This is a genomic window from Streptomyces caelestis (genome assembly GCF_001279005.1).
GTDB classification, from domain to species: domain Bacteria; phylum Actinomycetota; class Actinomycetes; order Streptomycetales; family Streptomycetaceae; genus Streptomyces; species Streptomyces heliomycini.
In genome coordinates, this window is the sequence record NZ_LGCN01000203.1 from 17,968 (window position 1) to 42,272 (window position 24,305).

Below are 24,305 nucleotides of genomic sequence, written 5' to 3' on the forward strand. Positions count from 1 at the left end.
CCGGGCCGGTGCGGGCCGCAGTGGGGGCGGGCCGCACCGGCCCGGCTGTCGGGAGGGAGGGGTCAGCGGACGCGGCCGGCGCCCGCGCCGTGCTTCACCAGGGCCGGGACGGCCCTGGCCGGGTGGACGGCGGTGCGCAGGGCGGGCGTCCAGCCGGCGCCGGACCGCAGGGTCTCGGCCGGGATCTCCGCGTTGTGCACGGCGATCAGGTCGACCCGCTCGCCGTTGACCAGGTTGTGCGCGGCGGTGAGCGGCGAGTCGTTCCACCGCTTGAGGATCTTCGCCGGGCTGATGCCCTTCGCCAGGGTGAACGCGTTGTGCTCGGCGACGAGCTGGGACTCCTTGCCGATGCCGAAGCTGTAGGCGTAGCCGTCCTTCGCCACGAAGTGGTTGTTGTACACGTCGACCTGTCCGAAGCGGACGCGGGGCGCGCGCTCGACCAGGCCGGAGAACAGGTTGTGGTGGAAGGTGGCCTTCAGCCTGCCCCGGTCGCCGACGGCGGTGGACTCGCCGTCGCTGTTGCCGATCAGGATCGTCTTGTCGTGCTCGGTGAAGACGTTCCAGGAGGCGGTGACGTAGTCGGCGCCCTTGACGATGTCCAGCTCTCCGTCGTGCTGCTGGTACAGCATGCCGAAGTAGGCGGGCGCCTCGCTGTCGGGGTGCTCGCCGTCGGTGAACGTGTTGTGGTCCAGCCAGACGTGGGTGGAGCCGTGGACGACGGCGGTGTCGTACTCGGAGTTCCAGTTGCCCCGGCTGCCGTCGGTCGGGTCCCACTGCGGGAAGCAGTCGATCGGGCTCTCGAGGGCGAGGTTGCGGACGATGACGTTGTCCACGCCCTTGATCTGCAGGCTGGCGCCCTTGATCCCGGCGTTGCGGCCGACACCGATGATCGTGGTGTTGGAGGGGACGTTCGCCTTGATGGCGGTGTCCTGGGCGGCGGCGGAAGCCCTGCGCAGCCCCTCCTGGCTGTCGTCCGGCTCGGCGCTCAGGTCCTGCTCCATGCCCCAGGTCTCCGGCGCGTACGCCTCGAGGTAGGCGTCGAGGTCGTAGCCGGGCGCGGCGAACGCCTCGCAGCCCTCGGAGACCGCGTCGATGGTCCCCTTCACCTTGATGATCTTCGGCGCGTCTCCGCCGTCCGCCAGGGCCGCCTTGAACTCCGCCCAGGTGCGCACGGTGTGGACGTGCTCGCGGTCGGCGGCGGCGCCTCCGGTGGTGCCGGTGCCGTAGGAGGCCCAGCCGTCGCCCGCGCCCAGCGTCTGCCGGGCGGGGTCACGGTGGTGGTGCGACGGGGAGTGCGCCTGGGCGCCCGTGCCGGTCAGGGCCAGTACGAGGGCGGTGCAGCCGGCCAGCGAGGCGGCTCTCACCGTGGCATGCCCATGCCATCCGAATGTGCTCATGGTGCGGCTCTCCTTCTTCATGGTCCAGGGGGTGTTACGCGACGGCCTCCGGCCAGGTGATCCACGACTCCGGGATCTCCGCGTCCAGCCGGCGCACGTCGCGCGGCGCGAGCACCCGGGTGCGCAGCAGCTCCCGGGCGACCAGCCGCGCCACGGCGATCGCGCCCGGCGGGTTGAAGTGCGTGTTGTCCTGCTCGGTCGCCGTCCAGTTGAAGTACTTCTTGGTCTCCTCCGCCCCGAGCTCCTGCCACGACGCCAGCGACAGCGCCTGGACGTCGAGCAGCGCGACCCGCTCCTCGGCGGCCAGCGCCCGCATCGCCGCCGGGTACTCCCCGTGGCTCGGCACGGCACGCCCGTCCGCGTCGAACCGGCGCCGCTCCACGGCGGTGGCCAGCACGGGCCGCGCCCCACGGGCCCGGGCCCCGTCGACGTACATCCGCAGGTACTCCTGGTACGTCGACCAGGGCTCGGTGTAGCGGGCGGGGTCGGCGGTCTTCTCGTCGTTGTGCGCGAACTGGACGAGGAGGACGTCACCGGGCCGGATCGAGGAGAGGATCGCCTCGAGCCGCCCCTCGTCGACGAAGCTCTTGGAACTCCGCCCGTTCACGGCGTGATTGGCGACGGCGAGGCGCCGGTGCAGCAGGAAGGGCAACGCCATCCCCCACCCGGTCTCGGGCGCGGCGTCGGCGTACTTCTGCGCGGCGGTGGAATCACCGGCGATGTGGAGGGTGCGGGAACGCCGGCCGGGCGTTGCCCGCGCGGTCCCGCTCGTGGCGAGTGCGAGAGGAACGCCGATCCCGGCGACGGCAACCTGTCTACGCGTGAGGGACACGAGCTGTGCCTTTCCACAGGGAGTGGTGACATGCCCCTTCAGGGGCGCGGGGCTGTGCCGGTCCGCGGCCGCGCCGCGTGGGCGCGACATGCCGGGGACGGCCCGCGGCCGAAGACGAGACGGGCCGCCCCCGATGAAACCGCCGATCAGCTCATCTGCTCCTGCCACTCGGCCTGCGCCTCGTTCAGCTGCTCGGCCATCGTGTCCAGGAACTCCTTCGCGCTCATCTTCCCCAGCAGGACCTTCTGGAAGTTCGGCTCGTTGTCCGCCTTGGAGATCGTGTTCCAGTCCGGCAGGTAGTACGGCAGCTGGACGATGGTGGTGGAACCGTCGCTCAGCGCCTCCGCGGCCAGCTTCGTGGGCTCCGCCTTGCTGATCCACTCGTCCTTCGCGGCGTCCGCGTGCGCGGGCACCTGGCCGGCCGACTCGTTGAACTTCGAGCTCGACTCCGCCGACGTGGCGAACTCGATGAACTTCCAGGCGGCCTCCTTGTTCTTGGAGCTCTTGAACAGGCCGACGCCGTCGACCGGGTTGGAGACCTGGACCCGCTTGCCGCCGGGCCCGATCGGCTGCGGGATGCCGCGGAACTTGTCGGCGGTGAGCGCCTTGACGTGGTCCTGGTACGAACCGAGGTTGTGGTTCAGCATGCCGATCGTGCCGGAGTCCCACTGCGCGACCATCTTGGTGAAGTCGTTGTTCAGGTCGGCCGCGGGGGTGACCTTCTTGAACAGGCCCGCGTACTTCTCCAGGGCCTCGACGTTCTTCGCGTCGTTGACCGTGGTCCTCTTGCCGGAGGAGTCCCAGAACGAGGTGATGCCGGACTGCCCGTACATCGCGTCCAGGGCCTGGGCGATGGAGCCGGCGCCGCCGCGGATGGTGTAGCCGAACTCGTTCTTGCCCTTGTTCGTCAGCTTCTCGGCGGCCTCGTAGAACCGGTCCCAGGTGGTCGGTTCCTCCAGGCCCGCCTTCTCGAACAGGTCGGTGCGGTAGTACAGGACGCCGTTGTTCGCCGAGGTCGGGATCGAGTACAGCTTGTCGTCCCCGCCGCCGGCGGCGCGCATCGACTCGATCATGTCCTTGTTGAGCTTGCCGTTCAGCGGCGACTTGGCCAGCCGGAAGTCCAGGGTGTCGAGCGCGTCCTGGGCGGCGAAGCCCGCGAGCATCGAGGCGCTGATGCCGCCGACGTCCGGCAGGCCGCCGCCCTGGATGGCGGTGTCGACCTTGGACTGGTACTCGGTGGAGGCGATGCCGACGTACTGGACGTCGATGTCCGGGTTCGCCTTCTCGAAGTCGGCGATGACCTCCTTCCAGATCTCGGTGCGGACACCGCCGTTGTTGTCCCAGAAGACGATCTTGCCCTTGCCGTTGCCCTCGTCGCCGTCGCCGCCCGCGCTGTTGCCGCCGTCGTCGCCGCAGGCGGTGGCGGTCAGGGCGAGCACGGCCCCCAGGGCGACGGCGGCCGACGCCCGGCGTCCGCCCCTGCTGTTTCTGAGAATGCTGATCTTCATTGGTCGGCTCTCTTCTTCTGGATCCAACGGACTGTGAAGTTGTGGGGGTCGGAAGTCGTGGGGGGTCGGTCGAGGGCGTACGGCGGTGTTCAGCCGTACGCCGAGGTGCTGATCCGGAACCGCGTGAAGGTGGCGGTGCCGGCGTGTCCCTGGCCGGTGGGAGCCACGGCGACCAGGCCGAGCAGGGCCCCGACCCAGCGCCAGGGGGTGGCGGCGAAGACCTGGCCGAAGGGGCGGAAGCCGTCCCCGGTGTCGCAGGAGAAGCGGCAGCGCGCCCCGGCGCCGATGTCGACGCGCAGCAGGGCCCGGTCGCCGGGAGCGGGCCTCGGGTGGTCGGCGTCGCGCTCCCTGTCGGCGACCGTCTCGGCGAACCGGTGCACCAGGTGCACCGTGCCGTCCGCGCCGCGCTGGAGACCGATCCAGCGGTAGGCGTCCCCGAGGACGGCGAGTCCGGCGCGTGCCCCGGGTTCCTCGCTGTCGAGCCGCAGCTCCACCTCGACGGTGCACGGGGTGCCGGGCAGCCGCTGGGTGAGGACGTGGGGCAGTGTACGCAGATCGTGCGCGCCGGCGGAACGGACGCAGGTCAGCCGCAACCCGTCGGCGGAGTGCTGGGTGGTCCAGCCCTCCTTCGGGTTGGCGGTCCACTGCCACTGACGGCCGTGGCGTCCGCCGGGGAAGTCGTCGTCGGTGGCCGGCGCGGCGGGCGGCTGCGGCGGCAGGTCCGGGCGGCGGTGCTCGGCGACGGGGGCGCCGTCGTGCCCGAACACCGGCCAGCCGTCCGAACCCCAGCCCACCGGCTGGAGGTGCACGACACGGCCGTACGGTCCGCGCTGCTGGAAGTGCAGGAACCAGTCCTCGCCGGACGGGGTGCGCACCCAGCCGCCCTGGTGGGGGCCGTTGACGTCGGTGTCCTTCTGCTCCAGGACGACCTTCTCCTCGTACGGTCCGAAGAACGCGCGGGAGCGGAAGGCGCCCTGCCAGCCGGTCTCCACTCCCCCGGCGGGGGCGAGGATCCAGAACCAGCCGTCGTGCTTGTAGAGCTTGGGCCCTTCCAGGGTGAACCAGCCGGGAATGCGGTCGGCGTCGACGATCACCCTGCCCTCGTCGAGGAGTTCGGTGCCGTGGGGGTGCATCCGGTGGCCGGTGAGGCGGTTCTTGACGCCGCTGCGTGACTTGGCCCAGGCGTGCACGAGGTAGGCCTCGCCGGTCTCGTCGTCCCACAGGGGGCACGGGTCGATCAGCCCTTTGCCGGCCTTCACCAGGTGCGGCCGGGTCCAGGGGCCGCGGATCTCGGGGGCGTTGACCTGGAAGACGCCCTGGTCGGGGTCGCCCCAGAAGATCCAGAACCGGTCGTCGTGGTGGCGCAGGGACGGGGCCCAGACCCCGCAGTCGTGCCGGGGCGTCGTGAACTCGCTCTCCGGTTCGAGCCGTTCGAGGGCGTGGCCGACGAGGGTCCAGTTGACCAGGTCGCGGGAGTGCAGCAGGGGCAGTCCGGGGGCGCGGCCGAAGCTGGAGGCGGTCAGGTAGAAGTCGTCGCCGACGCGGATCACGTCCGGGTCGGACCAGTCGGCGTTCAGGACCGGGTTGCGGTAGGTGGTGTCGGTCCGCCCGGCGGTCATGGACTCACCGCCTTGCGGACCAGGGCGGCGGCGGCGCTCCGGTCGAGGCGGCCGTCGGCGACGACGGTGACGATCCGGCGGACCACGGTCTCGCCGGCCGGGAGGGGCAGCCGTGCGGTGTGGGCGAGGGAGGAGCCGACGCCCGGGTACTCGGCGGTGCGGACGAACCAGGGGTCCCGCCGGGTCTGCTCGGTGGCCCCCGCGAAGACGAGCGTCCAGGTGGATCCGGCCAGCGCGATCCAGTCGGCCGGCCGGCCGTGCGCCTCGCCCTCGCCCTCGGTGCGGTCGGTGAAGACGTCCGGGGCCGTCTCCTCCTTGCGGGCCCGCCAGAAGAAGCCGCCGTACGCGGCTCCGGGACGGCCGTTGGTGGCGGGGCTGCCGAAGGAGAGCGGCGCACTCGTGACGTTGGTGAGGGAGAAGGTGAAGTCCAGCGCCCAGGCGGCGCCGGTGAGTTCGGTGACGGCGACCGTGCGGCGCTCGCGCAGCAGTTCGCCCGGCGCGGCCGTCCAGCGCAGCTCCTCGACGAACCCGTCGGGGTCGCGCAGCTGGTAGGCGGTGTGCCGCTGGGAGCCGTGGTTGTCGAGCTCGGTGGGGCCCTGATCGCGGACGTAGGTGCGTCCGCCCCAGAAGTTGAACCCCTCGACGTCGGGAACGGCGACACCGACGCCGAGGTGGTGTGCGTGGTCGGCGGGGCTCAGCTCGGTGACCGCCGTGCCGGCCAGAGTGGTGACGGGGTGCAGGTACGGCCGCGGGGAGAGCCGGGCCGGCAGTTCGGGCCGGGTGACGTACCGGCCGACGGGCCGGCCCGCGACGCGCAGCACCACGGAGTCGTCGCCGGTCATCGGGTGCTCACCTCTTTCGGCAGGTGGTGGGCGGGCAGGGCCCAGGAGGCGCCCAGCTCGGAGTAGAGGGACAGGGTGTCGGCGGCGGCCGCGACGAGGCCGTCGACGCCGGGCACCACCCGGCGGTTCTCACCGGGGACGTGCCGCCAGACGCCGTCGGGCAGCGGGGCCGGGTCGGGGGCCTCGCGGATCGCCTCGACGACCCGCATGAAGGCGCCCGTCTCGTCCGGGGCGACCAGCAGGGGGGTGCCGTCGGTGAGGTGGGCGACGAGGTTCTCCAGCAGGTCGGTGCGGCCGAACCGCAGCTCCTCGGGGCCGTGGTCCGCGCGCTGGAGCAGGACGCGGTCCTGCTTGTACCAGAAGGTGATCCGGCCGCTGGTGCCGTGCACCATGACGTACGGTTCGTCCGCCCGCTCCGCGCACAGGGTCGCGGCGACGGTGACCGAACCGCCCCGCGCGGTGGTGATCCGCACGCAGGAGGTGTCGTCGGACTCGATGTCGTTGGCGCGCAGCAGCTCGGTCTCGATGCCGGCGACGTCCTCGGCGCGGGTGCTCCCGGCGAGCGCGAGGGCGGTGGCGACGGCGTGGGCGAGCGGGTTGGTGAGCGCCCCGTCGACCACGTCGACGCCGTTCAGCCGGCGCCGGCCCGCCCAGGGCGCCCGCCGGAAGTACTCCTCGGACCGCACCCAGGCGCCGGCTCCGCCGATCCCCACCACCCGGCCGACGGCGCCCCCGTCGACCAGTTCGCGGATCGCGGGCACGGCGTGCGAGCCCAGCGACTGGAAGCCGATCTGGCAGGCCACCCCGGCCGCGGCGACCCCGTCGGCCATCCGCCGGTACTCGGCGTACGACGGCGCCGGCGGCTTCTCCAGCAGGATGTGCACGCCCCGCTCGGCCGCCGCGAGGGCGAGGTCGGTGTGGGTCGGGATCGGGGTGCAGATCACCGCGATCCGGGCGCCGGTGGACTCCAGCAGTGCGCCGAAGTCGGCCGACTGCTCGGGGAGTTCACCGCCGAACTCGTCCTCGGTGAGCGGGGTGAGCTCGCAGATCCCGGCGAGCCTCACGCGTCCCTCCGCTTCGAGGCGGCGGATGTTCGCCACGTGCCAGCGGCCGTGGCCGCGGGCGCCGGCGAGGACGACGGGCAGCGGGGCGTCGGGCACGGTCCGAGATGAGGTCATCCCTTCACCGCCCCCGCGCTGAACCCGGTGATCAGCCACTTCTGGATGAAGGCGAACACGATCACGACGGGGACGGCCGCGATGATGCCGCCCGCGGCGAGCGCGCCGAGGTCGACGCTGTCCGCGCTCATCAGGGTGTTGAGGCCGACCGGGATGGTCTGCTTCTCCTGGTTGTTGAGGAACATCAGGGCGAACAGGAAGTGGTTCCAGGAGTGGACGAAGGCGAAGGAGCCGACGGCGATCAGACCGGGCCGCAGCAGCGGCAGGACGACCACCCGGAAGGCCCTGAACCGGTTGCAGCCGTCGACCCAGGCGGCCTCCTCCAGGGAGTACGGCACGTTCTTGATGAAGTTGCTGATCAGGATGATCGACAGCGGCAGCTGGAAGACCGTCTCGGCGATGATGACGCTGCCGAGGGAGTTGATCATCTGCAGTTCGGCGAAGATCTCGAACAGCGGGACCAGGAGCAGCGCGCCGGGCACGAACTGGGAGCAGAGCAGGGCGAGCATGAAGGCCCGCTTGACCTTGAAGTCGAACCGGGCGAGGGCGTAGCCGCCGGCCAGGGCGACCAGCGTCGTCATGACCAGGGTGGCGACGCCGACCAGCACGCTGTTGTAGAAGAAGGTGCCGAAGCTGCGGTCCGTCCAGACCTTCTCGAAGTGGACGAAGGTCATCGGCCAGGGCACGAGCGAGGTCGAGCCGGCCGGGCGGAGCGCGAAGAGCAGGATCCAGTAGAAGGGGATGAGGGTGAAGACGAGGTAGATGCCCAGCGGCAGGTAGATCTGCCAGCGCGGCGCCTCGTCCCAGGCCCGGCGCTTCTTGGCCGGCCGGGGCGGCTCGGGGGTGGTGCGCGCGGGGGCGGGGGCGGCCGGGGGGGCCTCTTTGGTGATCACTTCTCGCCTCCGAACTTGCTCAGCCGCAGGTAGACCATCGAGCAGAAGAGCAGGATGAGGAACGCGACCGTGGTCAGGGCCGACGCGTAGCCGAAGTTGTGCGCGTCCACCGAGGTGTTGGCGATGTACAGCGGCAGTGTCGTGGTCTCGCCCGCGGGTCCGCCGCCGGTCAGCGTGTAGAGCAGGTCGACGTTGTTGAACTCCCACACCGCGCGCAGCAGCGTGGACAGGATGATGGCGTCCTTCAGGTGCGGCAGCGTGATGTGCCAGAACTGCTTGATGCGGCTGGCCCCGTCGACCTCGGCGGCCTCGTAGAGGTCCTTCGAGACGGACTGGAGGTCGGCGAGGATGAGGATCGCGAAGAAGGGGACACCGCGCCACAGGTCGGCGACGACCACCGCCGGGAAGACGGTGGAGGTGTCCGACAGCCAGCTGACGCCGTAGTCGCCGATGCCCATGTCCGCGAGGTAGCGGGTGATGCCGGTCTGCGAGTTGTAGAGCAGCACCCAGATCGCGGAGGTCAGCACGCCGGAGACGGCCCACGGCGAGAAGACCATGGCGCGGCCCAGGGCGCGGCCGGCGAAGGTCTGGTTGACGATGAGGGCGAGGGCCAGGCCGAACAGCAGCTGCAGTCCGACCTCGACGAAGACCCACTTGGCGCTGAAGACGAGGGTGTCCCAGAACAGCGGGTCCTCGGTGAAGATGCGGGTGAAGTTGTCGAAGCCCGCGTAGCCGTTCCGCCAGGGCTTGGTGGGGTTGTAGTTCTGCAGGCTGTAGTAGAAGACGCTGATGACCGGGTAGGCGATGAAACCCAGCATGAGCAGGGCGGCCGGCCCGATCAGCAGGTAAGGGAGCCTGCGGGGCGTGGCGGAGGCACGGCGCCGCCGGGGTGGCCTGGGCGGTTTCGCCACGGCTGCGGCATGGGCCATGACTGTTCTCCGTTTCTCGGTACGTCGTGCTGTGTGGTGCGTGTGCGGGTGAAGCGCTTTCTTCGTAGGTGTGCGGGGTCCTGGGGTACGGCCGGTCAGCCGGCGTACGGGTCCTGGACCGTGCCCGGACGGGCGAGGAACTCGAAGTCGCAGCCGGTGTCGGCCTGCGTGATCTGCTCGTTGTAGAGCGCGCCGTAGCCGCGCTCGTGGCGCACGGGCGGCGGCGTCCACTGCGCCCGGCGGCGCTGGAGCTCCTCGTCGTCGACGTCGAGCCGGAGGGTGCGGTTCTCGACGTCGAGGGTGATCGAGTCGCCGGTGCGCACCAGGGCGAGCGGTCCGCCGACGTACGACTCGGGGGCGACGTGCAGGACGCACGCGCCGTAACTCGTCCCGCTCATCCGGGCGTCGGAGATCCGCACCATGTCCCGCACCCCCTGCTTGAGCAGGTGGTCGGGCAGCGGCAGCATCCCGTACTCGGGCATGCCCGGACCGCCCTTGGGGCCGGCGTTGCGCAGGACCAGCACGCTGTCGGCGGTGATGTCCAGCGCCGGGTCGTTGATGGTCCGCTGCATCTGCCGGTAGTCGTCGAAGACGACGGCGCGGCCGGTGTGCTTCAGCAGGTGCGGTTCGGCGGCGATGTGCTTGATGACGGCGCCGTCCGGGCAGAGGTTGCCGCGCAGTACGGCGACCCCGCCCTCGGCCGCGACCGGGTTGTCCCGGGGGCGGATGACGTCGTCGTCGTGCACCTGCGCGCCGGCGATCTGCTCGCGCATCGTGTCGTGGCAGACGGTGGGACGCTCCAGGTGGAGCAGGTCCGGGATCCGGGAGAGGAACCCGGGCAGCCCGCCCGCGAAGTGGAAGTCCTCCATCAGGTACGTCTGTCCGCCGGGCCGCACGTTGGCCAGCACCGGGACGGTGCGGGCGATGCGGTCGAAGTCGTCGAGGGTGAGCTTGACGCCCGCGCGTCCGGCCATGGCGATCAGGTGGATGACGGCGTTGGTGGAGCCGCCGAGTCCGAGGACGGTCGTCACCGCGTCCTCGAAGGCGTCCGCGGTGAGGATGTCGCTCAGCCTGCGGTCCTTGTGGACCAGCTCGACGATCGCCATCCCCGCCCTGGCGGCCATCCGGTCGTGCCCGGAGTCGACGGCCGGGATGCTGGACGCGCCCGGGACCGTGACGCCGAGGGCCTCGGCGGCGGCGGTCAGCGTGGACGCCGTGCCCATGGTCATGCAGTGGCCGGGCGAGCGGGCCAGGCCGCTCTCCAGCTCCTGCATCTCGCAGTCGCCGATGACGCCGGCCCGCTTGTCGTCCCAGTACTTCCACATGTCGGTGCCGGAGCCGAGGACCTCGTTGCGCCAGTGTCCGGGCAGCATGGGCCCGGCGGGCACGAACACGGCCGGCAGGTCGGCGCTGGCGGCGCCCATCAGCAGGGCGGGCGTGGACTTGTCGCAGCCGCCCATCAGCACGGCGCCGTCGACCGGGTAGGAGCGCAGCAGCTCCTCGGTCTCCATGGCGAGGAGGTTGCGGTAGAGCATGGGGGTCGGCTTCTGGAAGGTCTCGCTGAGGGTGGAGACCGGGAACTCGAGGGGGAAGCCGCCCGCCTGCCAGACGCCCCGCTTGACGGCCTGCGCGCGGTCGCGCAGGTGGACGTGGCAGGGGTTGATGTCGGACCAGGTGTTGAGGATCGCGATGACGGGCTTGCCCAGGTGCTCCTCGGGCAGGTAGCCGAGCTGGCGGGTGCGGGCACGGTGGCTGAAGGAGCGCAGGCCGTCGGTGCCGTACCACTGGTGGCTGCGGAGCTGCTCGGGGGACTTCATATCGCCCACCCCGCGGCGATGGCGGCGACCTCGGCGCGCTCGCTCTCGGGCAGCGGTCTGCTCGGCGGGCGGACCTCGCGGCGGCACAGGCCGAGGGAGGCGAGGGCCTCCTTGACGACGGTGACGTTGTTGGCGGAGCCGTTGGCGGCGCGCAGTTCCTCGAAGCGGCGGATCTGCTCCCACACCTTCATGGCGGTCGGGTAGTCGCCGGAGCGCAGCGCCTCGATCATGTTCAGCGAGACGGACGGGGCGACGTTGACCAGACCGGACGTGAAACCGGTGGCGCCGGCCGAGAAGTAGGAGGGGGCGTACGGCTCGGCGAGCCCCGCGACCCACACGAACCGTTCGAGTCCCGCGTCCCGGGCGAAGGCGGCGAACTTCGCCGCGTCCGGCACGGCGTACTTCACGCCGATCACGTTGGGGCAGGCGTCGGCGAGTTCGGCGAGCCGGGCGCCGGTGAGCTGCGCGTTGCGGATGTAGGGGACGACGCCCAGTTCGGGCACGGCCTCGGCGATCGCGCGGTGGTAGTCGACCCAGCCGCTCTGGGAGACGTAGGGGTGGACGGGCTGGTGCACCATCACCATCTGCGCGCCGAGTTCACGGGCGTGCCGTGCGGAGGCGACGGCGGTGGGCACGTCGTGGCCCACGCCGACCAGGATCGCCGAGCGGTCGCCGGCCTCCTCGACGGTCAGCTCGGTGACCAGCCGGCGCTCGTCGGGGGTCAGGGCGTAGAACTCGCCGGTGTTGCCGTTGGGGGTGAGGGTCGTGATGCCACCGTCGAGGAGACGACGCAGCAGGGCCCGGTAGGTGCCTGGGTCGACGGAGCCGTCCTCGGCGAACGGGGTCACCGGGATCGCCACCACGTCGGCCAGGGCCGCCCGCTGGGTCTCGAACGTCGTTGTCATGCCTGACCGTCCTCTTTCTGGGCTTCCGGGGCCGTCTCGAAGTCCGCTTCGACTTCGGGGAAGGCCCGTCGCACGAACGACGCGATGTGCGAGTACAGGGCGCGGGCCGCGCCGTCCGCGTCCCCGTCGAGCGCGAGCCGCAGGATCTCGCGGTGCTCGCTCGCCTCCCGTTCCCAGGAGGGGTCGGCGGCCCAGGCGACGGCCGAGACGAGGGCGGCCTGGTCGCGGACCTCGTCGAGCATCCGGCCGAGCAGCGGGTTGCCGCAGGGCACGTAGAGGGCGCGGTGGAACTCGCGGTTGGCCAGGGACCGTTCGGCGGTGTCGTCGGCCTGGTCGGCCCGGGTCAGCGCGTCACGCGCGGCGTCCAGGGAAGCGCCGCGGCGCACGGCGCGCTTGAGCGCCTCGGGTTCCAGGAGCAGCCGCACGTCGTAGACCGCCCGTGCCATGTCCGCGTCGACCATGCGCACCGTGACGCCCTTGTACTGGCTCATCACGACCAGACCGGTGCCGGCCAGGGTCTTGAGCGCCTCGCGCACCGGGGTCTTGGACACCCCGAACTGCGCGGCGAGGTCGGTCTCGACCAGGGCCTGGCCCGGCGTGAACCGACCAGTGAGTATGCGGCGTTTGATCTCCTCCAGCACGTACTGCGTGCGGGAGGGGATCGGCGTGGGCACAGAGGTCATGCGCGCCTCTCGGATCTCGCGTCGGATCTCGTGTATCGGATCTCGCGTATCGCGTCTCATATATGACGTACGAAGTACGACGCGATGACCGTAGGAGCGGCCCAGAGTTTCGTCAATGCTTCCGACAAAGGAACTTTCCGTTGCCTCACACGGCGTAGGTGCGCCCCTCCCGGACGGCGGCGGCGGGTCCGCCGAAGGCGGCGGCGGCCCGGGCGGTCGCCGCCTCGGGGGTCGGCGTGGGGCCTACATGGGTGACGGGGAGTTCGCGCGTGCCCGCCCGCCGGGCGGTGTCACCGGCGTTCTGGGGTGCCAGGTGGACCCGTTCGCTTTCGCGATGCCCGGTGATGTCCGCCTCGCAGCGGAACAGGTCGGCGCCGCGGGCGGGTCCGGTGAGGGCGGCGCACGGTCCGCCGTCCCCGGAGCAGGCGAGGACGCGCCCCGCGCACGCGGCGCGCAGCCCGTGGGCCTCGACGTCGGGGAGGGCCGCGGTGGAGGTGAGGGTGAGGCCGCCGTGGTGGACGACCTGCCCGTCGGCAGCGGCCGGAAGTCGAGGACATCGCCGGGGAAGCCGGTGTCGGGGCGCCCGGGGAACCGGGCGGCCTCTGGGCGCGGCCGGCCGGCGCGTGGACCGGGATCGGCGCGGGCGGGGTGGGCCCGCCGTACGCGAGGCCGTACACGGCGGCGAGCGGATCCGCGAGGGGGGCGCCGCCCGGTCGAGCGGAGCCGGGACCGGGGGAGGCCGGCGTGCGGGGGGGGGATCCGTACGGCGCTCAGCCGGGCCGGGCCCGTGTGCCGCTGCAACTCGGCGAACGTCCCGAACCCGGCGTCGACCCACACCCCGGCGCCCCCGGCGCGCAGGAGGTGACCGGAGCCGGGGCGGTCGGGGCCGGGGCGCGGGGAGGCGGCGCCGAGGACGGTGAGGGTGGGATCGGGCGTCGTGCGGGGAGGCCAGGGGGCGCTCCCCGGGGCGCGCGCCCGCTTTCACACGGGCCGCGTCCAGCCCGGGTCCCGGCCGCTGAGGCCGATCGTCCGGTCCAGGAGCGGGGCGTCCGGCGGGACGGGGACGACCGGTCCGAAGACGCCGCTGCGGCCGGGGTCCTCGGCGGCGGCCAGGAGGAAGGCGTGCGCGGCCTCCAGCGCGGCCGGGTCGGGCGCGTACGGCCGGCCCGTCGCGCGGGCCAGGTCCCAGCCGTGGACCACGAGTTCGTCGGTGGCGACGGCCCCGGTGACCTCGCCCGGCATGTCGAAGCCCCCGGCGCGGGTCGTGCCGGTCCAGGCCGCCGGATCCCGCCAGGCCTCGGCGAGCTCGTCGAGCGCCTCGGGCAGTTCCTCGCGCCAGCCGGGGCCGATGTCCGGCAGGGCGTCCTGGGGATCGGTGTCCGTGGTGGCGCCGAGGTCCTTGCGGCCGGCGTCGCGGAAGGCCCGGGCCAGTCCGAGAAGGTGGCCCAGGACGTTGCGTACCGCGTACCGCGGGCAGGGCGTCCCGTCCGCCAGTTGCGCGTCGGTGACGGCCTCGGCGAGGCGCGCCACGATCCGGGTCTGCGGTCCGAGGTCGAGCGTGGTGTCGGTCATCGGGTGCTCCTCCTGACGGTGCTCCTGGGAGGTGGACCGACCGGCGTCGCGGAACTCATCGCTGGCGGCCCCGCTTCTAAGGCACCTGCCCGATCCCCGCTCGGGGGCCTTAGACCCATGATGAGCAGGCATGACGACGACTTGGACGGCGGCCCGCGTGGTGCGGGACAGGAACGCCGGTCTCTCTCTCACCGCGGTGGTGATCTCCGGTTTCGGCACCTCCGCCCTGTGGCTGGCCTCCGGGGTGTGGGTCAAGGACCTCACCGGCTCGGACGGGCTCGCGGCCCTGTGCGTGCTGGCGATGTGGGCGCCCACCCTGGCCGGCCCGCTGCTGGGCGCGCTCGCCGACCGGTTCCGCCGCAGGCCGCTGCTGATCGCCGCGAGCCTGCTCATGGCGGGGCTCCTGCTCACCCTGTGCACCGTGGACTCACCGCGCGGGCTGTGGCTGCTGTACGCGGTGCTGTTCGTGTACGGCGCCACGGGCGTCGTCCACGACGCGGCCGAGTCGGCGCTGATCGCCACCGCCGTGGACCGCTCCCTGCTCGGCGACTTCAACGGCCTGCGGATGACCGCCGGCGAGGCCATGAAGCTGCTGGCCCCGCTGGCGGGAGCGGGCCTCTACGCGGCGTACGGCGGGGCGGCCGTCGCCGTCCTGGACTCGGTCACCTTCCTGCTGGCCACCGTCGTGTACGCGTTCCTGCGTGTACGGGAGGACCGGCCGGCGCCGCCGACGGGCAGCCGTCGGGAGCGGACGGCCGAGGGCGCGCGCCACCTGTGGTCGCATCCGGTGCTGCGCCCGCTCGTGTCGGCGGGCGGCGCCACGATGCTGTGCGCGGGGGTGAGCGGGGCGCTGGTCTACGCCGTGGTCGAGGACCTCGGCCACTCCCCCGCGTACGCCGGTGTGCTGTACGCCGTCCAGGGCGCGGGGTCGGTGGCGGTCGGTCTGCTCTCCGGTCCGGCCCTGCGCCGCCTCGGCGAACGGCGCTTCGCGGCGTACGGCATCGCCGTGCTGGCCGTCGCGGTGGCGCTGCGCGCGGTGCCGGACGACCCGACGGCGTGGGCGTGCAGCGCGGCGATCGGCGCGGGCCTGCCCGCCGTGCTGATCGCCACGCTGACCGCCGTGCAGCGCGAGACGCCGGGACCTCTGCTGGGCCGGGTCACCGCCACCGCCAACACACTGGTGTTCAGCCCGAACGTCCTCGGTCTGGCGGCGGGCGCGGCCCTGGTCGAACTCGTCGACCACCGGCTGCTGCTGGCCGTGCTCGGGGCCGCCCTGGCGGTGACGGCGGCGACCCTGCTCGGCCACCGCGCGAACACCGCCCCGGCATGACCCGGCCGACCGGCAGCCGCGGGCCCCGCCCCCTGACCGCCACGACCTCGCACCGCCACGTCCCTGCGGGCGACCGTGCCGCCGTAGCTGCGGGCCGTCGTGCCTCCCCCAGTGCCTCAAGAGCCTGGGAGGCGCCCCAGGACGCTGGGGTCCCCCCGCTCGGAGGCACCCCGTCGACGCCGGGCTGCGCGAACGCCCTCCGACCCACACCGGCACCGGCACCGGCACCGGCACCGGCACCGGCCGAAGTCGTACCCCGGCCCTACGCCCTCGGCGGCTCAGAGCCCGGCCAGCGCCGACCGCACCGCCTCCAGGTCCCCGTCCGACGCCAGCCCCGCGTGGTACAGGCGCAGCTCCGTCGCGCCCAGGCGGCGGGCTTCGGCGGCGTCCGCCGCGAGGGTGCCGGGGCTGCCGCCCATGCCGGAGACGATCGTGAGGTTGGCGGCGAGGACGGTGTCCGCGCGGGCCTCCCGGGCGAACGGGGCCAGCAGGCCGGCGCCTCCGGTGCAGGGCACGACCACTCCGTCGGCGACGGAGAGGATGTGGGCCGGGTCGACGCCGGCGTTGGCGCCGCAGTGGTACGAGACCGGGTCCGCGTGCAGGAGGACCTGGAAGTCCTCGGGAGCGGCCCGCCGTACGGCGGCGACCGCGGCCTCCTGGAGCGTGCGGGCCGTTTCGTCGCGCCAGGCGCGCGCGGTGTTCGCCGTCTCCTCGCCGAGGAGCTTCTCGACGCCCGCCCAGCCCCCGTCGGAGGGCGCCCCCCGCCACACCGGTTCCAGCGCGGCGCGTACGGCGGCGGCGAGCGCGTCGGCGTCCAGGCCCCGGGCCCCGTAGCCCTCGCGGCAGGACGGGCAGAAGCACAGGGACATCAGGTACTGCCCGGCGTCCCCGAGGCCGACCCCGGCGGTCTTGTCGTGGGCGTGCAGGTGGGCCAGCCCGTACCAGCCGAGGGACTCCAGCTCGGTGCCGCGCGCCCCGGGCCGTACCGCCGCCTCGGCGGCGAGGTCGGTCAGGTACGCGCGTGTGGCGGGCTGGGCGACGCACGGCGCCCAGGGGTAGCGGTCGCCGTAGGCGTTGACCACCGAGGTGTCCGGATGCTCCGCGCCCAGGCGGGAGTTGTGCGCGAGCACCACCCAGGTGTGCACCTCCAGACCCGCGTCCACGAGCGCGGCGGCGGCCTCGCCGAAGGCGTCGCCGGGCGCCCAGTCCCCGGCCGGGTACGGGCGCGGGGTACGGTCCGTCCAGTGCTCCCCCGCCGGGTAGAGCACGGCCGCGTGCTCGGCGGTGACGACGCGGTGGCGCGGGTGGCGCGGGGTCAGCGCGCGGGTGGAGTGGTAGGCGGAGGCGAGCGTCACCTGCGCCGTGCCGAGCGCGGCGATCCGCGCGGGCGCCTCCGGGTCCCCGTTGACGTCCCAGGGGTAGACGAATGCCGACGCCTTCACCGGCCCTCCTCGAGCAGCGCGTGTCCCCGCTCGATCAGTCGAGCGAGCTGCTCGACATGATCCCCGGCCGGTTCGTGCAGCGGTGGCCGCACCTCCCCCACGTCGAGGCCGCGCAGGCGTACGCCGGCCTTGACGAGGGAGACGGCGTAGCCGCTGCCCCGGTCGCGCAGTTCGACGAACGGCCGGTAGAAGCCGTCGATCAGGCGGTGCGCGGTGGCCGTGTCGCCGGTGCGGAAGGCGGTGTGGCAGGCGAGGGCGATCTCGGGCGCGAAGCAGAACACCGCGGACGAGTAGAGCGTGATGCCGATGCCGCCGTAGGCGGGCTGGGTCAGTTCGGCGGTCGGCAGCCCGTTGAAGTACAGGAAACCGCCGGGGCCCTCGGCGCGTACGGCGCTGACGGTCCGCTGCATCAGGTCGAGGTCGCCGAGGCCGTCCTTGAGGCCGACGACGCCCTCCGTGCGGGCCAGTTCGACGACGCTCTGCGGGGTGAGGACGGCGTTGTCGCGCTGGTAGACGACGACCGGCAGGGAGGTCGCGGCGGCCACCTGCCGGTAGTGCCGCAGCAGTCCCTCCTGCGCGGCCCTGACCAGGTACGGCGGCATCGCGAGCAGCCCGTCGGCCCCGGCGCGTTCGGCGAGACGGGCGTAGCGGACCGCGAGCGCGGTGCCGTAGCCGGTGCCCGCGACGACCGGGACGCGCCCGCCGGCGGCCTCCACCGCGGCCGACACGCACAGCTCGAACTCCTCCGGCGTCAGCGCGTGGAACTCCCCGGTGCCGCAGCAGGCGAACACGGCGGCGGCGCCGGCCTCCACCCCGCGCCGCACATGGAGCCGGTAGGTGTCGAGATCGACGGCGCCGTCGGGTCCGTAGGCGGTGACCGGGAAGAACAACGGCCCGCTGGGGGCGCCGAGTCGGTCGGCGAGAAGGGCTGGCGTCACAAGCTCTCCCAGGTCCATATTCCTGATTCACGTCCATATCCCTGAACATGCTCACGCTAAGATGCCCCGAGGACCCCGGTCAAGCGCCGCGCCCTGCCACACACCAGCGGATTCTTCCGTTCCACAGGAAGTCGCGGAATACTTGACGCGCCGCGCCCCATCTCCTTAGCGTGTCCACGAATATGAATGCCGTGCGCCCACATGTATGGATCCCCCTGTCCGGGCGGCACGGCCGGCGCTGCAAGGAGACCCGAGGATGCCCGCTCCCCGCACCGTTCTGCTCACCGGCGCCGCCGGCGGCCTCGGCACGCTGATGCGGGGCCTGCTCCCGGACCACGGCTACGACCTGCGCCTGCTCGACCTGCGCCCCGTCGAGGGCGAACCGGACGCGATCGTCGCGGACCTCGCCGACAAGGACGCCGTACGCGAGGCGGTCCGCGGCGTCGACGCGATCGTCCACCTCGCGGGCATCTCCCTGGAAGCCCCGTTCGAGAAGATCCTCGGCGCCAACATCGAGGGCACGTACAACCTGTACGAGGCCGCCCGCCAGGAGGGCGTCGGCCGCATCGTCTTCGCCTCCTCCAACCACGCCGTCGGCTACACCCCGCGCCCGCGGGGCGACGACCCCCTCATCCCGGTCGACACCCCGCGCCGCCCCGACACCTTCTACGGCCTGTCCAAGTGCTTCGGCGAGGACCTCGCCCAGCTCTACTGGGACAAGCACGGCCTGGAGACCGTCTCCGTGCGCATCGGCTCCTGCTTCCCCGAGCCGACCAGCGTGCGCATGCTCTCGGTGTGGATGAGCCCCGCCGACGGCGCCCGCCTCTTCCACGCCGCCCTGACCGCCGAGAACGTCGGCCACACCGTCGTCCACGGCTCCTCCGCCAACACCCGGCTGTGGTGGGACCTCACCTCCGCGCGGGCGCTCGGCTACGACCCGCAGGACGACTCCGAGCCGTACGCCGAGAAGCTGATCGCCGAACAGGGCGAGCTGGACCCGGACAACCCGGCGCACGCCTGCCTGGGCGGTCACTTCGTCACCGACCCGCCCGTCTGGCCGTACTGACGGCGTACATCCGGCGGGAAATCGACGCATCCCACGGCGGGCCGGCACCCGAACGGGCCCGCCCGCCGCCGTATGCGGGCATCCACGCTGCCCGCTCCCACTCGCTCACCCGCGCCCTCCCAGGTCCAAGCCGGACACGGGACGAACCGAACGGTCACAACCGGGCAGAAACGGGCCCGCAACAGACCTGGTCAGCAGCGAAAGCCCGCTGTAGAACTTCCTGCGTGGGTCCCACCGGGCCCGAACGGGCAGCGAGATCAGGAAGCGGGTGTCCGGTCATGAGCCACAGGACGGCCGAAGAGCGCCAGCGGGAGATCGTGCGGGTGGCGCGCACCACCGGTTCGGTCGACGTCAGCGCGCTCGCCGCCGACCTGGGCGTGGCCAAGGAGACCGTCCGGCGGGACCTGCGCTCGCTGGAGGACCACGGTCTGGTGCGCCGTACCCACGGCGGCGCCTATCCCGTGGAGAGCGCCGGCTTCGAGACGACGCTCGCCTTCCGCGCCACCAGCCACGTCCCCGAGAAGCGCAAGGTCGCGGCCGCCGCGGTCGAGCTCCTCGGGGACGCCGAGACGGTCTTCATCGACGAGGGTTTCACCCCGCAGCTCATCGCCGAGGCCCTGCCCGTCGACCGGCCGCTCACCGTGGTCACCGCCTCCCTGCCGATCGCGGGCGCGCTCGCGGAGACCGGCAGCGTGTCCGTCCTGCTGCTCGGCGGCCGGGTCCGCTCCGGGACCCTCGCCACCGTCGACCACTGGACGACGAAGATGCTCTCCGGTTTCGTCATCGACCTGGCGTTCATCGGCGCCAACGGGATCTCCCGCGAACACGGTCTGACCACGCCCGACCCGGCGGTCAGCGAGGTCAAGGCACAGGCGGTGCGGGCCTCCCGCCGGGTGGTGTTCGCCGGCGTCCACACCAAGTTCGGGGCGGTCAGCTTCTGCCGGTTCGCCGAGGTCGGCGCGCTGGAGGCGATCGTCACGAGCACCCTGCTCCCGGCGGCCGAGGCCCATCGCTACTCCCTGCTGGGGCCGCAGGTCATCCGGGTCTGAAGCACGTCAGCACCTCACCACGTCAGCGGAACCGCTGATCGGCACATCGGTACATCAGCACATCGTTTCACGTCCCCTCGGGCCGATCCACGCCAGGTGACGCCCACTGTCCCCCTCTACGTCCAGGAGCGATCCATGCGAACCCAGAGCCGACGGAGGCCGCCGCGAGCCACACTCGCCGCGGTCGCCGCAGGGACGCTACTCGCCCCGCTGCTCTCCGGCTGCTGGGTCGGAGCGGGCGGGGCCGGGTCCGGCGGTGACTCCATCAACGTCCTGATGGTCAACAACCCGCAGATGGTCGAGCTGCAGAAGCTGACCGCGGACCACTTCACCAAGGACACCGGCATCAAGGTCAACTTCACCGTGCTGCCGGAGAACGACGTCCGCGACAAGATCAGCCAGGACTTCGCCAACCAGGCCGGCCAGTACGACGTGGCCACCCTCTCCAACTACGAGATCCCCATCTACGCCCGCAACGGCTGGCTGCACGAGATGGACTCCTACGTCGACGAGGACACCTCCTACGACGAGCAGGACGTCCTGAAGCCGATGCGCCAGTCCCTCACCGGCGACGACGGCAAGCTCTACGGCCAGCCCTTCTACGGCGAGTCCTCCTTCCTGATGTACCGCAAGGACGTCTTCGAGAAGGAGGGCCTGACCATGCCCGCCCGTCCCACCTGGCAGCAGGTGGCCGACCTCGCCGCCGAGCTCGACGGCGCCGAACCGGGCATGAAGGGCATCTGCCTGCGCGGCCTGCCCGGCTGGGGCGAGGTGATGGCCCCGCTGACCACGGTGGTCAACACCTTCGGCGGCACCTGGTTCGACAAGGACTGGAAGGCCCGACTCGACTCCCCCGAGTGGAAGGAGGCGGTCGAGTTCTACGTCGGCCTGGTCCGCGAGCACGGTGAGGCGGGCGCCCCCCAGGCCGGCTTCGCCGAGTGCCTGAACAACATGACCCAGGGCAAGGTCGCCATGTGGTACGACGCCACCTCCGCGGCCGGTGCGCTGGAGGCGGACAAGTCCCCCGTGAAGGGCAAGCTCGGCTACGCCCCGGCGCCGGTCGAGAAGACGGAGTCCTCCGGCTGGCTCTACACCTGGGCCTGGGGCATCCAGGACGCCTCCCGCAACCCCGACAACGCCTGGAAGTTCGTCTCCTGGGCCTCCAGCAAGGAGTACGAGCAGCTGGTCGGCGACGAGTTCGGCTGGTCCAACGTCCCGGCCGGCAAGCGTGCCTCCACCTATGCCAACCCGGACTACCGCGCCGAGGCCGCGGCCTTCCAGGACATGACCAAGGAGGCCATCGAGCAGGCCCGTCCCGACGACCCCGGCGTGCAGCCGCGTCCCGCGCCCGGCATCCAGTTCGTCGGCATCCCGGAGTTCACCGACCTCGGCCTGAAGGTCTCCCAGGAGATCAGCGCGGCCATCGCCGGACGCCAGTCCGTCGACGCGGCCCTGAAGAAGTCCCAGCAGCTCGCAGAAGAGATCGCCGAGGAGTACGAGGGACGATGACCGCCACCACGACGGCCCCCGTGGCCGCACCAGAGACACGCCCAGCCCCTCACCGGCCCTCCCCGCGGCTGCGCGCCTGGGCCACCCGGGCCCCGCTCCTGCCCGCCCTGATCTTCATGATCGCGGTCACCCAACTGCCCTTCGTGGCGACGTTGGTGATCTCCTTCTTCGACTGGAACGCCCTCTACCCCGACGCCCGGCACTTCGCCGGCTTCGAGAACTACACGGAGGTCCTCACCGACGCGGCCCTGCGCAAGTCGGTGTGGACGACGATCCTGCTGACCGTGGCGGTCGTCCTGGCCAGCCTCGTCCTCGGACTGCTCCTCGCCCTCCTGCTCGACCGGAAATTCCGCGGCCGGGGCATCGTCCGCACCCTGCTCATCGCCCCGTTCCTGGTGGTCCCGGTCGCGGCGGCGCTGCTGTGGAAGCACGTCCTCTACAACCCCGAATACGGCCTGCTCAACGGCCTGCTGCACTATGTCGGCGGCCCCCAGCCCGACTGGATCTCCGACACCCCGCTGCTCGCCGTCGAGGCCGCGCTGGTGTGGCAGTGGACCCCGTTCATGATGCTGATCCTGCTGGCCGGGCTGCAGAGCCGGGACCAGCAGCAGATGGAGGCGGCCCGGGTCGACGGGGCGAGCAACTGGCAGATCTTCCGCTACCTGACCCTGCCCCACCTGCGCCGCTACCTCGAACTGGGCGCCCTGCTCGGCTCGATCTACATCGTGCAGAACTTCGACGCGGTCTTCACCATCACCTCCGGCGGCCTGGGCACCGCCAACCTGCCCTACACCATCTACCAGACCTTCTACCAGGCCCACGAGAACGGCCTCGCCTCGGCGGCCGGCGTCCTGGTCGTCATCGGCTCGCTCGTCATCGCGACCCTCGCCCTGCGCGTGGTGTCGTCCCTGTTCCGTGAGGAGGCATCCCGCGCATGAGCAGCATCACCGTACGCACCCGCGACCGGTCCCGCGGCGGAGCGGGGCTCGGCCTGGTCGCCTGGCTGGCCGGCATCGTGTTCTTCCTGCCCATCGCCTGGATGGCGCTGACGTCCTTCCACTCCGAGGCGGACGCGGCCACCAACCCGCCGTCCTTCGCCGCCGCCCTCACCCTGGACGGCTACCGCGAGTTCTTCGGCGCGGGCGGCGGCGCCAGCCCTTGGCCTGCGCTGGTCAACTCGGCGGTGGCGTCGATCGTGTCGACCCTGTTCGTCCTGGTCCTGGCGCTGCCCGCCGCGTACGCCCTCTCCATCCGCCCGGTGAAGAAGTGGACGGACGTCCTGTTCTTCTTCCTGTCCACCAAGATGCTGCCGGTGGTGGCGGGCCTGCTGCCGATCTACCTGTTCGCCAAGAACGCCGGGATGCTCGACAACATCTGGCTGCTCGTCATCCTCTACACCTCCATGAACCTGCCGATCGCGGTCTGGATGATGCAGTCCTTCCTGGCCGAGGTCCCGGTCGCGATCATCGAGGCGGCCCGGGTGGACGGCGCGAAGCTGCCCACGATCCTGGCACGGGTGGTCGCCCCGATCGCCCTCCCCGGCATCGCCGCGACCTCCCTCATCTGCTTCATCTTCAGCTGGAACGAACTGCTCTTCGCCCGGGTCCTGACGGGCGTGGTCGCCGAGACCGCCCCCGTCTTCCTGACCGGCTTCATCACCAGCCAGGGCCTGTTCCTGGCCAAGGTGTGCGCCGCGTCGCTCGTCATCTCCCTGCCGGTGCTCGCCGCGGGGTTCGCCGCCCAGGACAAACTCGTCCAGGGCCTGTCGTTGGGAGCCGTGAAATGAAGGCCGCCGTCATCGAGTCCGTGGGCAAGGCCGTCGTCGCCGAGGTCCCGGACCCGACGCCAGGGCCGCGCGACGTCGTCGTCGAGGTCGCCGCGTGCGGACTGTGCGGCACGGACCTGCACATTCTCCAGGGCGAGTTCGCGCCGAAGCTGCCGATCGTGCCGGGGCACGAGTTCGCCGGCGAGGTGGTCGGCATCGGCTCCCAGGTCACGGAGGTGTCGCTCGGCGACCGGGTCGCGGTCGACCCCTCCCTGTACTGCCACGAGTGCCGCTACTGCCGCACCGGCCACAACAACCTCTGCGAACGCTGGGCGGCGATCGGCGTCACCACGGCGGGCGGCGCGGCCCAGTACGCGGTGGCGCCGGTGGCGAACTGCGTCAAGCTGCCCGAGCACGTCCGCACGCAGGACGCCGCGCTGATCGAGCCGCTGTCGTGCGCGGTGCGCGGCTACGACGTGCTGCAGTCGCGGCTCGGCGCGCACGTGCTGATCTACGGGTCCGGGACCATGGGCCTGATGATGCTGGAGCTGGCGAAGCGGACCGGTGCGGCGAGTGTGGACATGGTGGACCTGAATCCGGCGCGGCTGGAGACGGCGCGGACGCTGGGCGTCTCCGCGGCGGCGGCGTCGCCGGACGAGCTGGACCGGCCCCAGGGCTGGGACCTCGTCATCGACGCGACGGGGAACGCGGCGGCGATCCAGGACGGCCTGGACCGGGTGGCCAAGGCCGGTACGTTCCTCCAGTTCGGGGTCGCCGACTACGCGACGCGGGTGCAGATCGATCCGTACCGGATCTACAACCAGGAGATCACCATCACCGGGTCGATGGCCGTGCTGCACAGCTACGAGCGCGCGGCGGAGCTGTTCGCGGGCGGTGTCCTGGACCCGGACGTCTTCATCAGCGACCGCCTCCCCCTGGACCAGTACCCCCAGGCCCTGGACCAGTTCGCGGCGGGCGTGGGCCGGAAGATCGTGGTGGTGCCGTAGGGGTTCCTCGCCCCCCTTCCGGCC

General features: G+C 72.1%; 21 protein-coding genes and 1 pseudogene. 7 read left to right on the forward strand and 15 right to left on the reverse strand.

Translation table 11 applies throughout. The features are described 5' to 3' along the window. Window positions 1-62 precede the first annotated feature (62 nt). From ADK41_RS21570 to ADK41_RS21625, 13 genes and pseudogenes are all read right to left on the reverse strand, one after another. Window positions 63-1,397, reverse strand: coding sequence for a pectate lyase family protein (locus tag ADK41_RS21570; RefSeq protein WP_030821023.1), 1,335 nt, complete (start codon window positions 1,395-1,397; stop codon window positions 63-65). A gap of 34 nt (window positions 1,398-1,431) precedes the next feature. Then, the gene (locus ADK41_RS21575; RefSeq protein ID WP_030821020.1) at window positions 1,432-2,229 is read right to left on the reverse strand and encodes a rhamnogalacturonan acetylesterase; all 798 of its coding nucleotides are present in this window, start codon (window positions 2,227-2,229) and stop codon (window positions 1,432-1,434) included. A gap of 146 nt (window positions 2,230-2,375) precedes the next feature. After that, complete coding sequence (locus ADK41_RS21580) at window positions 2,376-3,737, reverse strand: ABC transporter substrate-binding protein (RefSeq protein ID WP_030821018.1); 1,362 nt, start codon at window positions 3,735-3,737, stop codon at window positions 2,376-2,378. A gap of 89 nt (window positions 3,738-3,826) precedes the next feature. After that, on the reverse strand, window positions 3,827-5,356 hold the full coding sequence (locus ADK41_RS21585) for a glycoside hydrolase family 43 protein (protein WP_030821014.1): 1,530 nt from the start codon (window positions 5,354-5,356) through the stop codon (window positions 3,827-3,829). Further along, window positions 5,353-6,198: a PmoA family protein gene (locus tag ADK41_RS21590; RefSeq protein ID WP_030821012.1), complete on the reverse strand. Its 846-nt coding sequence runs from the start codon at window positions 6,196-6,198 to the stop codon at window positions 5,353-5,355. The genes ADK41_RS21585 and ADK41_RS21590 overlap by 4 nt, the downstream gene beginning before the upstream one ends. Next, entirely contained in the window at window positions 6,195-7,376 is a 1,182-nt protein-coding gene (locus tag ADK41_RS21595) for a Gfo/Idh/MocA family protein (RefSeq protein ID WP_030821010.1), read from the reverse strand. The genes ADK41_RS21590 and ADK41_RS21595 overlap by 4 nt, the downstream gene beginning before the upstream one ends. Next, on the reverse strand, window positions 7,373-8,269 hold the full coding sequence (locus ADK41_RS21600; RefSeq protein WP_030821007.1) for a carbohydrate ABC transporter permease: 897 nt from the start codon (window positions 8,267-8,269) through the stop codon (window positions 7,373-7,375). Before ADK41_RS21600 ends, ADK41_RS21595 begins: the two co-directional genes overlap by 4 nt. Then, entirely contained in the window at window positions 8,266-9,198 is a 933-nt protein-coding gene (locus tag ADK41_RS21605) for a carbohydrate ABC transporter permease (protein WP_030821005.1), read from the reverse strand. The genes ADK41_RS21600 and ADK41_RS21605 overlap by 4 nt, the downstream gene beginning before the upstream one ends. 95 nt (window positions 9,199-9,293) lie before the next feature. After that, window positions 9,294-11,015: an L-arabinonate dehydratase gene (gene araD / locus ADK41_RS21610; RefSeq protein WP_030821003.1), complete on the reverse strand. Its 1,722-nt coding sequence runs from the start codon at window positions 11,013-11,015 to the stop codon at window positions 9,294-9,296. Further along, on the reverse strand, window positions 11,012-11,920 hold the full coding sequence (locus ADK41_RS21615; protein WP_030821001.1) for a dihydrodipicolinate synthase family protein: 909 nt from the start codon (window positions 11,918-11,920) through the stop codon (window positions 11,012-11,014). The genes araD and ADK41_RS21615 overlap by 4 nt, the downstream gene beginning before the upstream one ends. Next, window positions 11,917-12,603 carry a GntR family transcriptional regulator gene (locus tag ADK41_RS21620; RefSeq protein ID WP_030820999.1) on the reverse strand — a complete coding sequence of 229 codons (687 nt, stop codon included), beginning with the start codon at window positions 12,601-12,603 and terminating at the stop codon, window positions 11,917-11,919. The genes ADK41_RS21615 and ADK41_RS21620 overlap by 4 nt, the downstream gene beginning before the upstream one ends. Before the next feature lie 145 nt (window positions 12,604-12,748). After that, window positions 12,749-13,527 (reverse strand): annotated as a pseudogene (locus tag ADK41_RS43355) (MBL fold metallo-hydrolase); the annotation flags it as partial. Window positions 13,528-13,584: 57 nt separating this feature from the next. Beyond that, a complete protein-coding gene (locus ADK41_RS21625; protein WP_030820997.1) occupies window positions 13,585-14,175 on the reverse strand; it encodes a TIGR03086 family metal-binding protein in 591 nt (196 codons plus the stop codon). Window positions 14,176-14,305: 130 nt separating this feature from the next. On the opposite strand from ADK41_RS21625, the gene ADK41_RS21630 reads away from it, so the two are divergent. Next, a complete protein-coding gene (locus ADK41_RS21630; protein WP_030820995.1) occupies window positions 14,306-15,505 on the forward strand; it encodes an MFS transporter in 1,200 nt (399 codons plus the stop codon). Between the two features lie 278 nt (window positions 15,506-15,783). Here ADK41_RS21630 and ADK41_RS21635 read toward each other — a convergent pair whose 3' ends face one another. Together ADK41_RS21635 and ADK41_RS21640 are read right to left on the reverse strand one after the other, a co-directional pair. Then, entirely contained in the window at window positions 15,784-16,947 is a 1,164-nt protein-coding gene (locus ADK41_RS21635; protein ID WP_030820993.1) for a hypothetical protein, read from the reverse strand. Continuing rightward, window positions 16,944-17,903, reverse strand: coding sequence for a 5-dehydro-4-deoxyglucarate dehydratase (locus ADK41_RS21640; RefSeq protein ID WP_324604870.1), 960 nt, complete (start codon window positions 17,901-17,903; stop codon window positions 16,944-16,946). The genes ADK41_RS21635 and ADK41_RS21640 overlap by 4 nt, the downstream gene beginning before the upstream one ends. Window positions 17,904-18,141: 238 nt before the next feature. Between ADK41_RS21640 and ADK41_RS21645 the strand changes: the two genes are divergently transcribed. The 6 genes from ADK41_RS21645 (at window position 18,142) to ADK41_RS21670 (ending at window position 24,281) form a co-directional block, all read left to right on the forward strand. Beyond that, window positions 18,142-18,951, forward strand: a complete 810-nt coding sequence (locus tag ADK41_RS21645) for an NAD-dependent epimerase/dehydratase family protein (RefSeq protein WP_053637453.1) — start codon at window positions 18,142-18,144, stop codon at window positions 18,949-18,951. Window positions 18,952-19,229: 278 nt separating this feature from the next. Continuing rightward, the gene (locus ADK41_RS21650) at window positions 19,230-20,000 is read left to right on the forward strand and encodes a DeoR/GlpR family DNA-binding transcription regulator (RefSeq protein ID WP_030821068.1); all 771 of its coding nucleotides are present in this window, start codon (window positions 19,230-19,232) and stop codon (window positions 19,998-20,000) included. 135 nt (window positions 20,001-20,135) lie between these two features. Continuing rightward, window positions 20,136-21,509, forward strand: a complete 1,374-nt coding sequence (locus ADK41_RS21655; protein ID WP_030820987.1) for an ABC transporter substrate-binding protein — start codon at window positions 20,136-20,138, stop codon at window positions 21,507-21,509. After that, complete coding sequence (locus ADK41_RS21660; RefSeq protein ID WP_030820985.1) at window positions 21,506-22,447, forward strand: carbohydrate ABC transporter permease; 942 nt, start codon at window positions 21,506-21,508, stop codon at window positions 22,445-22,447. The genes ADK41_RS21655 and ADK41_RS21660 overlap by 4 nt, the downstream gene beginning before the upstream one ends. Further along, the gene (locus tag ADK41_RS21665) at window positions 22,444-23,295 is read left to right on the forward strand and encodes a carbohydrate ABC transporter permease (RefSeq protein ID WP_030820983.1); all 852 of its coding nucleotides are present in this window, start codon (window positions 22,444-22,446) and stop codon (window positions 23,293-23,295) included. Before ADK41_RS21660 ends, ADK41_RS21665 begins: the two co-directional genes overlap by 4 nt. Continuing rightward, window positions 23,292-24,281, forward strand: a complete 990-nt coding sequence (locus ADK41_RS21670; RefSeq protein ID WP_030820981.1) for a zinc-dependent alcohol dehydrogenase family protein — start codon at window positions 23,292-23,294, stop codon at window positions 24,279-24,281. The genes ADK41_RS21665 and ADK41_RS21670 overlap by 4 nt, the downstream gene beginning before the upstream one ends. Window positions 24,282-24,305 lie beyond the last annotated feature (24 nt).

Excerpts from the sequence above, each read along its gene's own strand:
- ADK41_RS21590 (WP_030821012.1), bottom strand. The coding sequence starts at position 6,198 with ATGACCGGCGACGACTCCGTGGTGCTGCGCGTCGCGGGCCGGCCCGTC.
- ADK41_RS21670 (WP_030820981.1), top strand. The coding sequence starts at position 23,292 with ATGAAGGCCGCCGTCATCGAGTCCGTGGGCAAGGCCGTCGTCGCCGAG.
- ADK41_RS21665 (WP_030820983.1), top strand. The coding sequence starts at position 22,444 with ATGAGCAGCATCACCGTACGCACCCGCGACCGGTCCCGCGGCGGAGCG.
- ADK41_RS21660 (WP_030820985.1), top strand. The coding sequence starts at position 21,506 with ATGACCGCCACCACGACGGCCCCCGTGGCCGCACCAGAGACACGCCCA.
- ADK41_RS21605 (WP_030821005.1), bottom strand. The coding sequence starts at position 9,198 with ATGGCCCATGCCGCAGCCGTGGCGAAACCGCCCAGGCCACCCCGGCGG.
- ADK41_RS21650 (WP_030821068.1), top strand. The coding sequence starts at position 19,230 with ATGAGCCACAGGACGGCCGAAGAGCGCCAGCGGGAGATCGTGCGGGTG.
- ADK41_RS21640 (WP_324604870.1), bottom strand. The coding sequence starts at position 17,903 with ATGGACCTGGGAGAGCTTGTGACGCCAGCCCTTCTCGCCGACCGACTC.
- ADK41_RS21655 (WP_030820987.1), top strand. The coding sequence starts at position 20,136 with ATGCGAACCCAGAGCCGACGGAGGCCGCCGCGAGCCACACTCGCCGCG.
- ADK41_RS21595 (WP_030821010.1), bottom strand. The coding sequence starts at position 7,376 with ATGACCTCATCTCGGACCGTGCCCGACGCCCCGCTGCCCGTCGTCCTC.
- ADK41_RS21580 (WP_030821018.1), bottom strand. The coding sequence starts at position 3,737 with ATGAAGATCAGCATTCTCAGAAACAGCAGGGGCGGACGCCGGGCGTCG.
- ADK41_RS21585 (WP_030821014.1), bottom strand. The coding sequence starts at position 5,356 with ATGACCGCCGGGCGGACCGACACCACCTACCGCAACCCGGTCCTGAAC.
- ADK41_RS21570 (WP_030821023.1), bottom strand. The coding sequence starts at position 1,397 with ATGAGCACATTCGGATGGCATGGGCATGCCACGGTGAGAGCCGCCTCG.
- ADK41_RS21625 (WP_030820997.1), bottom strand. The coding sequence starts at position 14,175 with ATGACCGACACCACGCTCGACCTCGGACCGCAGACCCGGATCGTGGCG.
- ADK41_RS21615 (WP_030821001.1), bottom strand. The coding sequence starts at position 11,920 with ATGACAACGACGTTCGAGACCCAGCGGGCGGCCCTGGCCGACGTGGTG.
- ADK41_RS21630 (WP_030820995.1), top strand. The coding sequence starts at position 14,306 with ATGACGACGACTTGGACGGCGGCCCGCGTGGTGCGGGACAGGAACGCC.
- ADK41_RS21645 (WP_053637453.1), top strand. The coding sequence starts at position 18,142 with ATGCCCGCTCCCCGCACCGTTCTGCTCACCGGCGCCGCCGGCGGCCTC.
- ADK41_RS21620 (WP_030820999.1), bottom strand. The coding sequence starts at position 12,603 with ATGACCTCTGTGCCCACGCCGATCCCCTCCCGCACGCAGTACGTGCTG.
- araD (WP_030821003.1), bottom strand. The coding sequence starts at position 11,015 with ATGAAGTCCCCCGAGCAGCTCCGCAGCCACCAGTGGTACGGCACCGAC.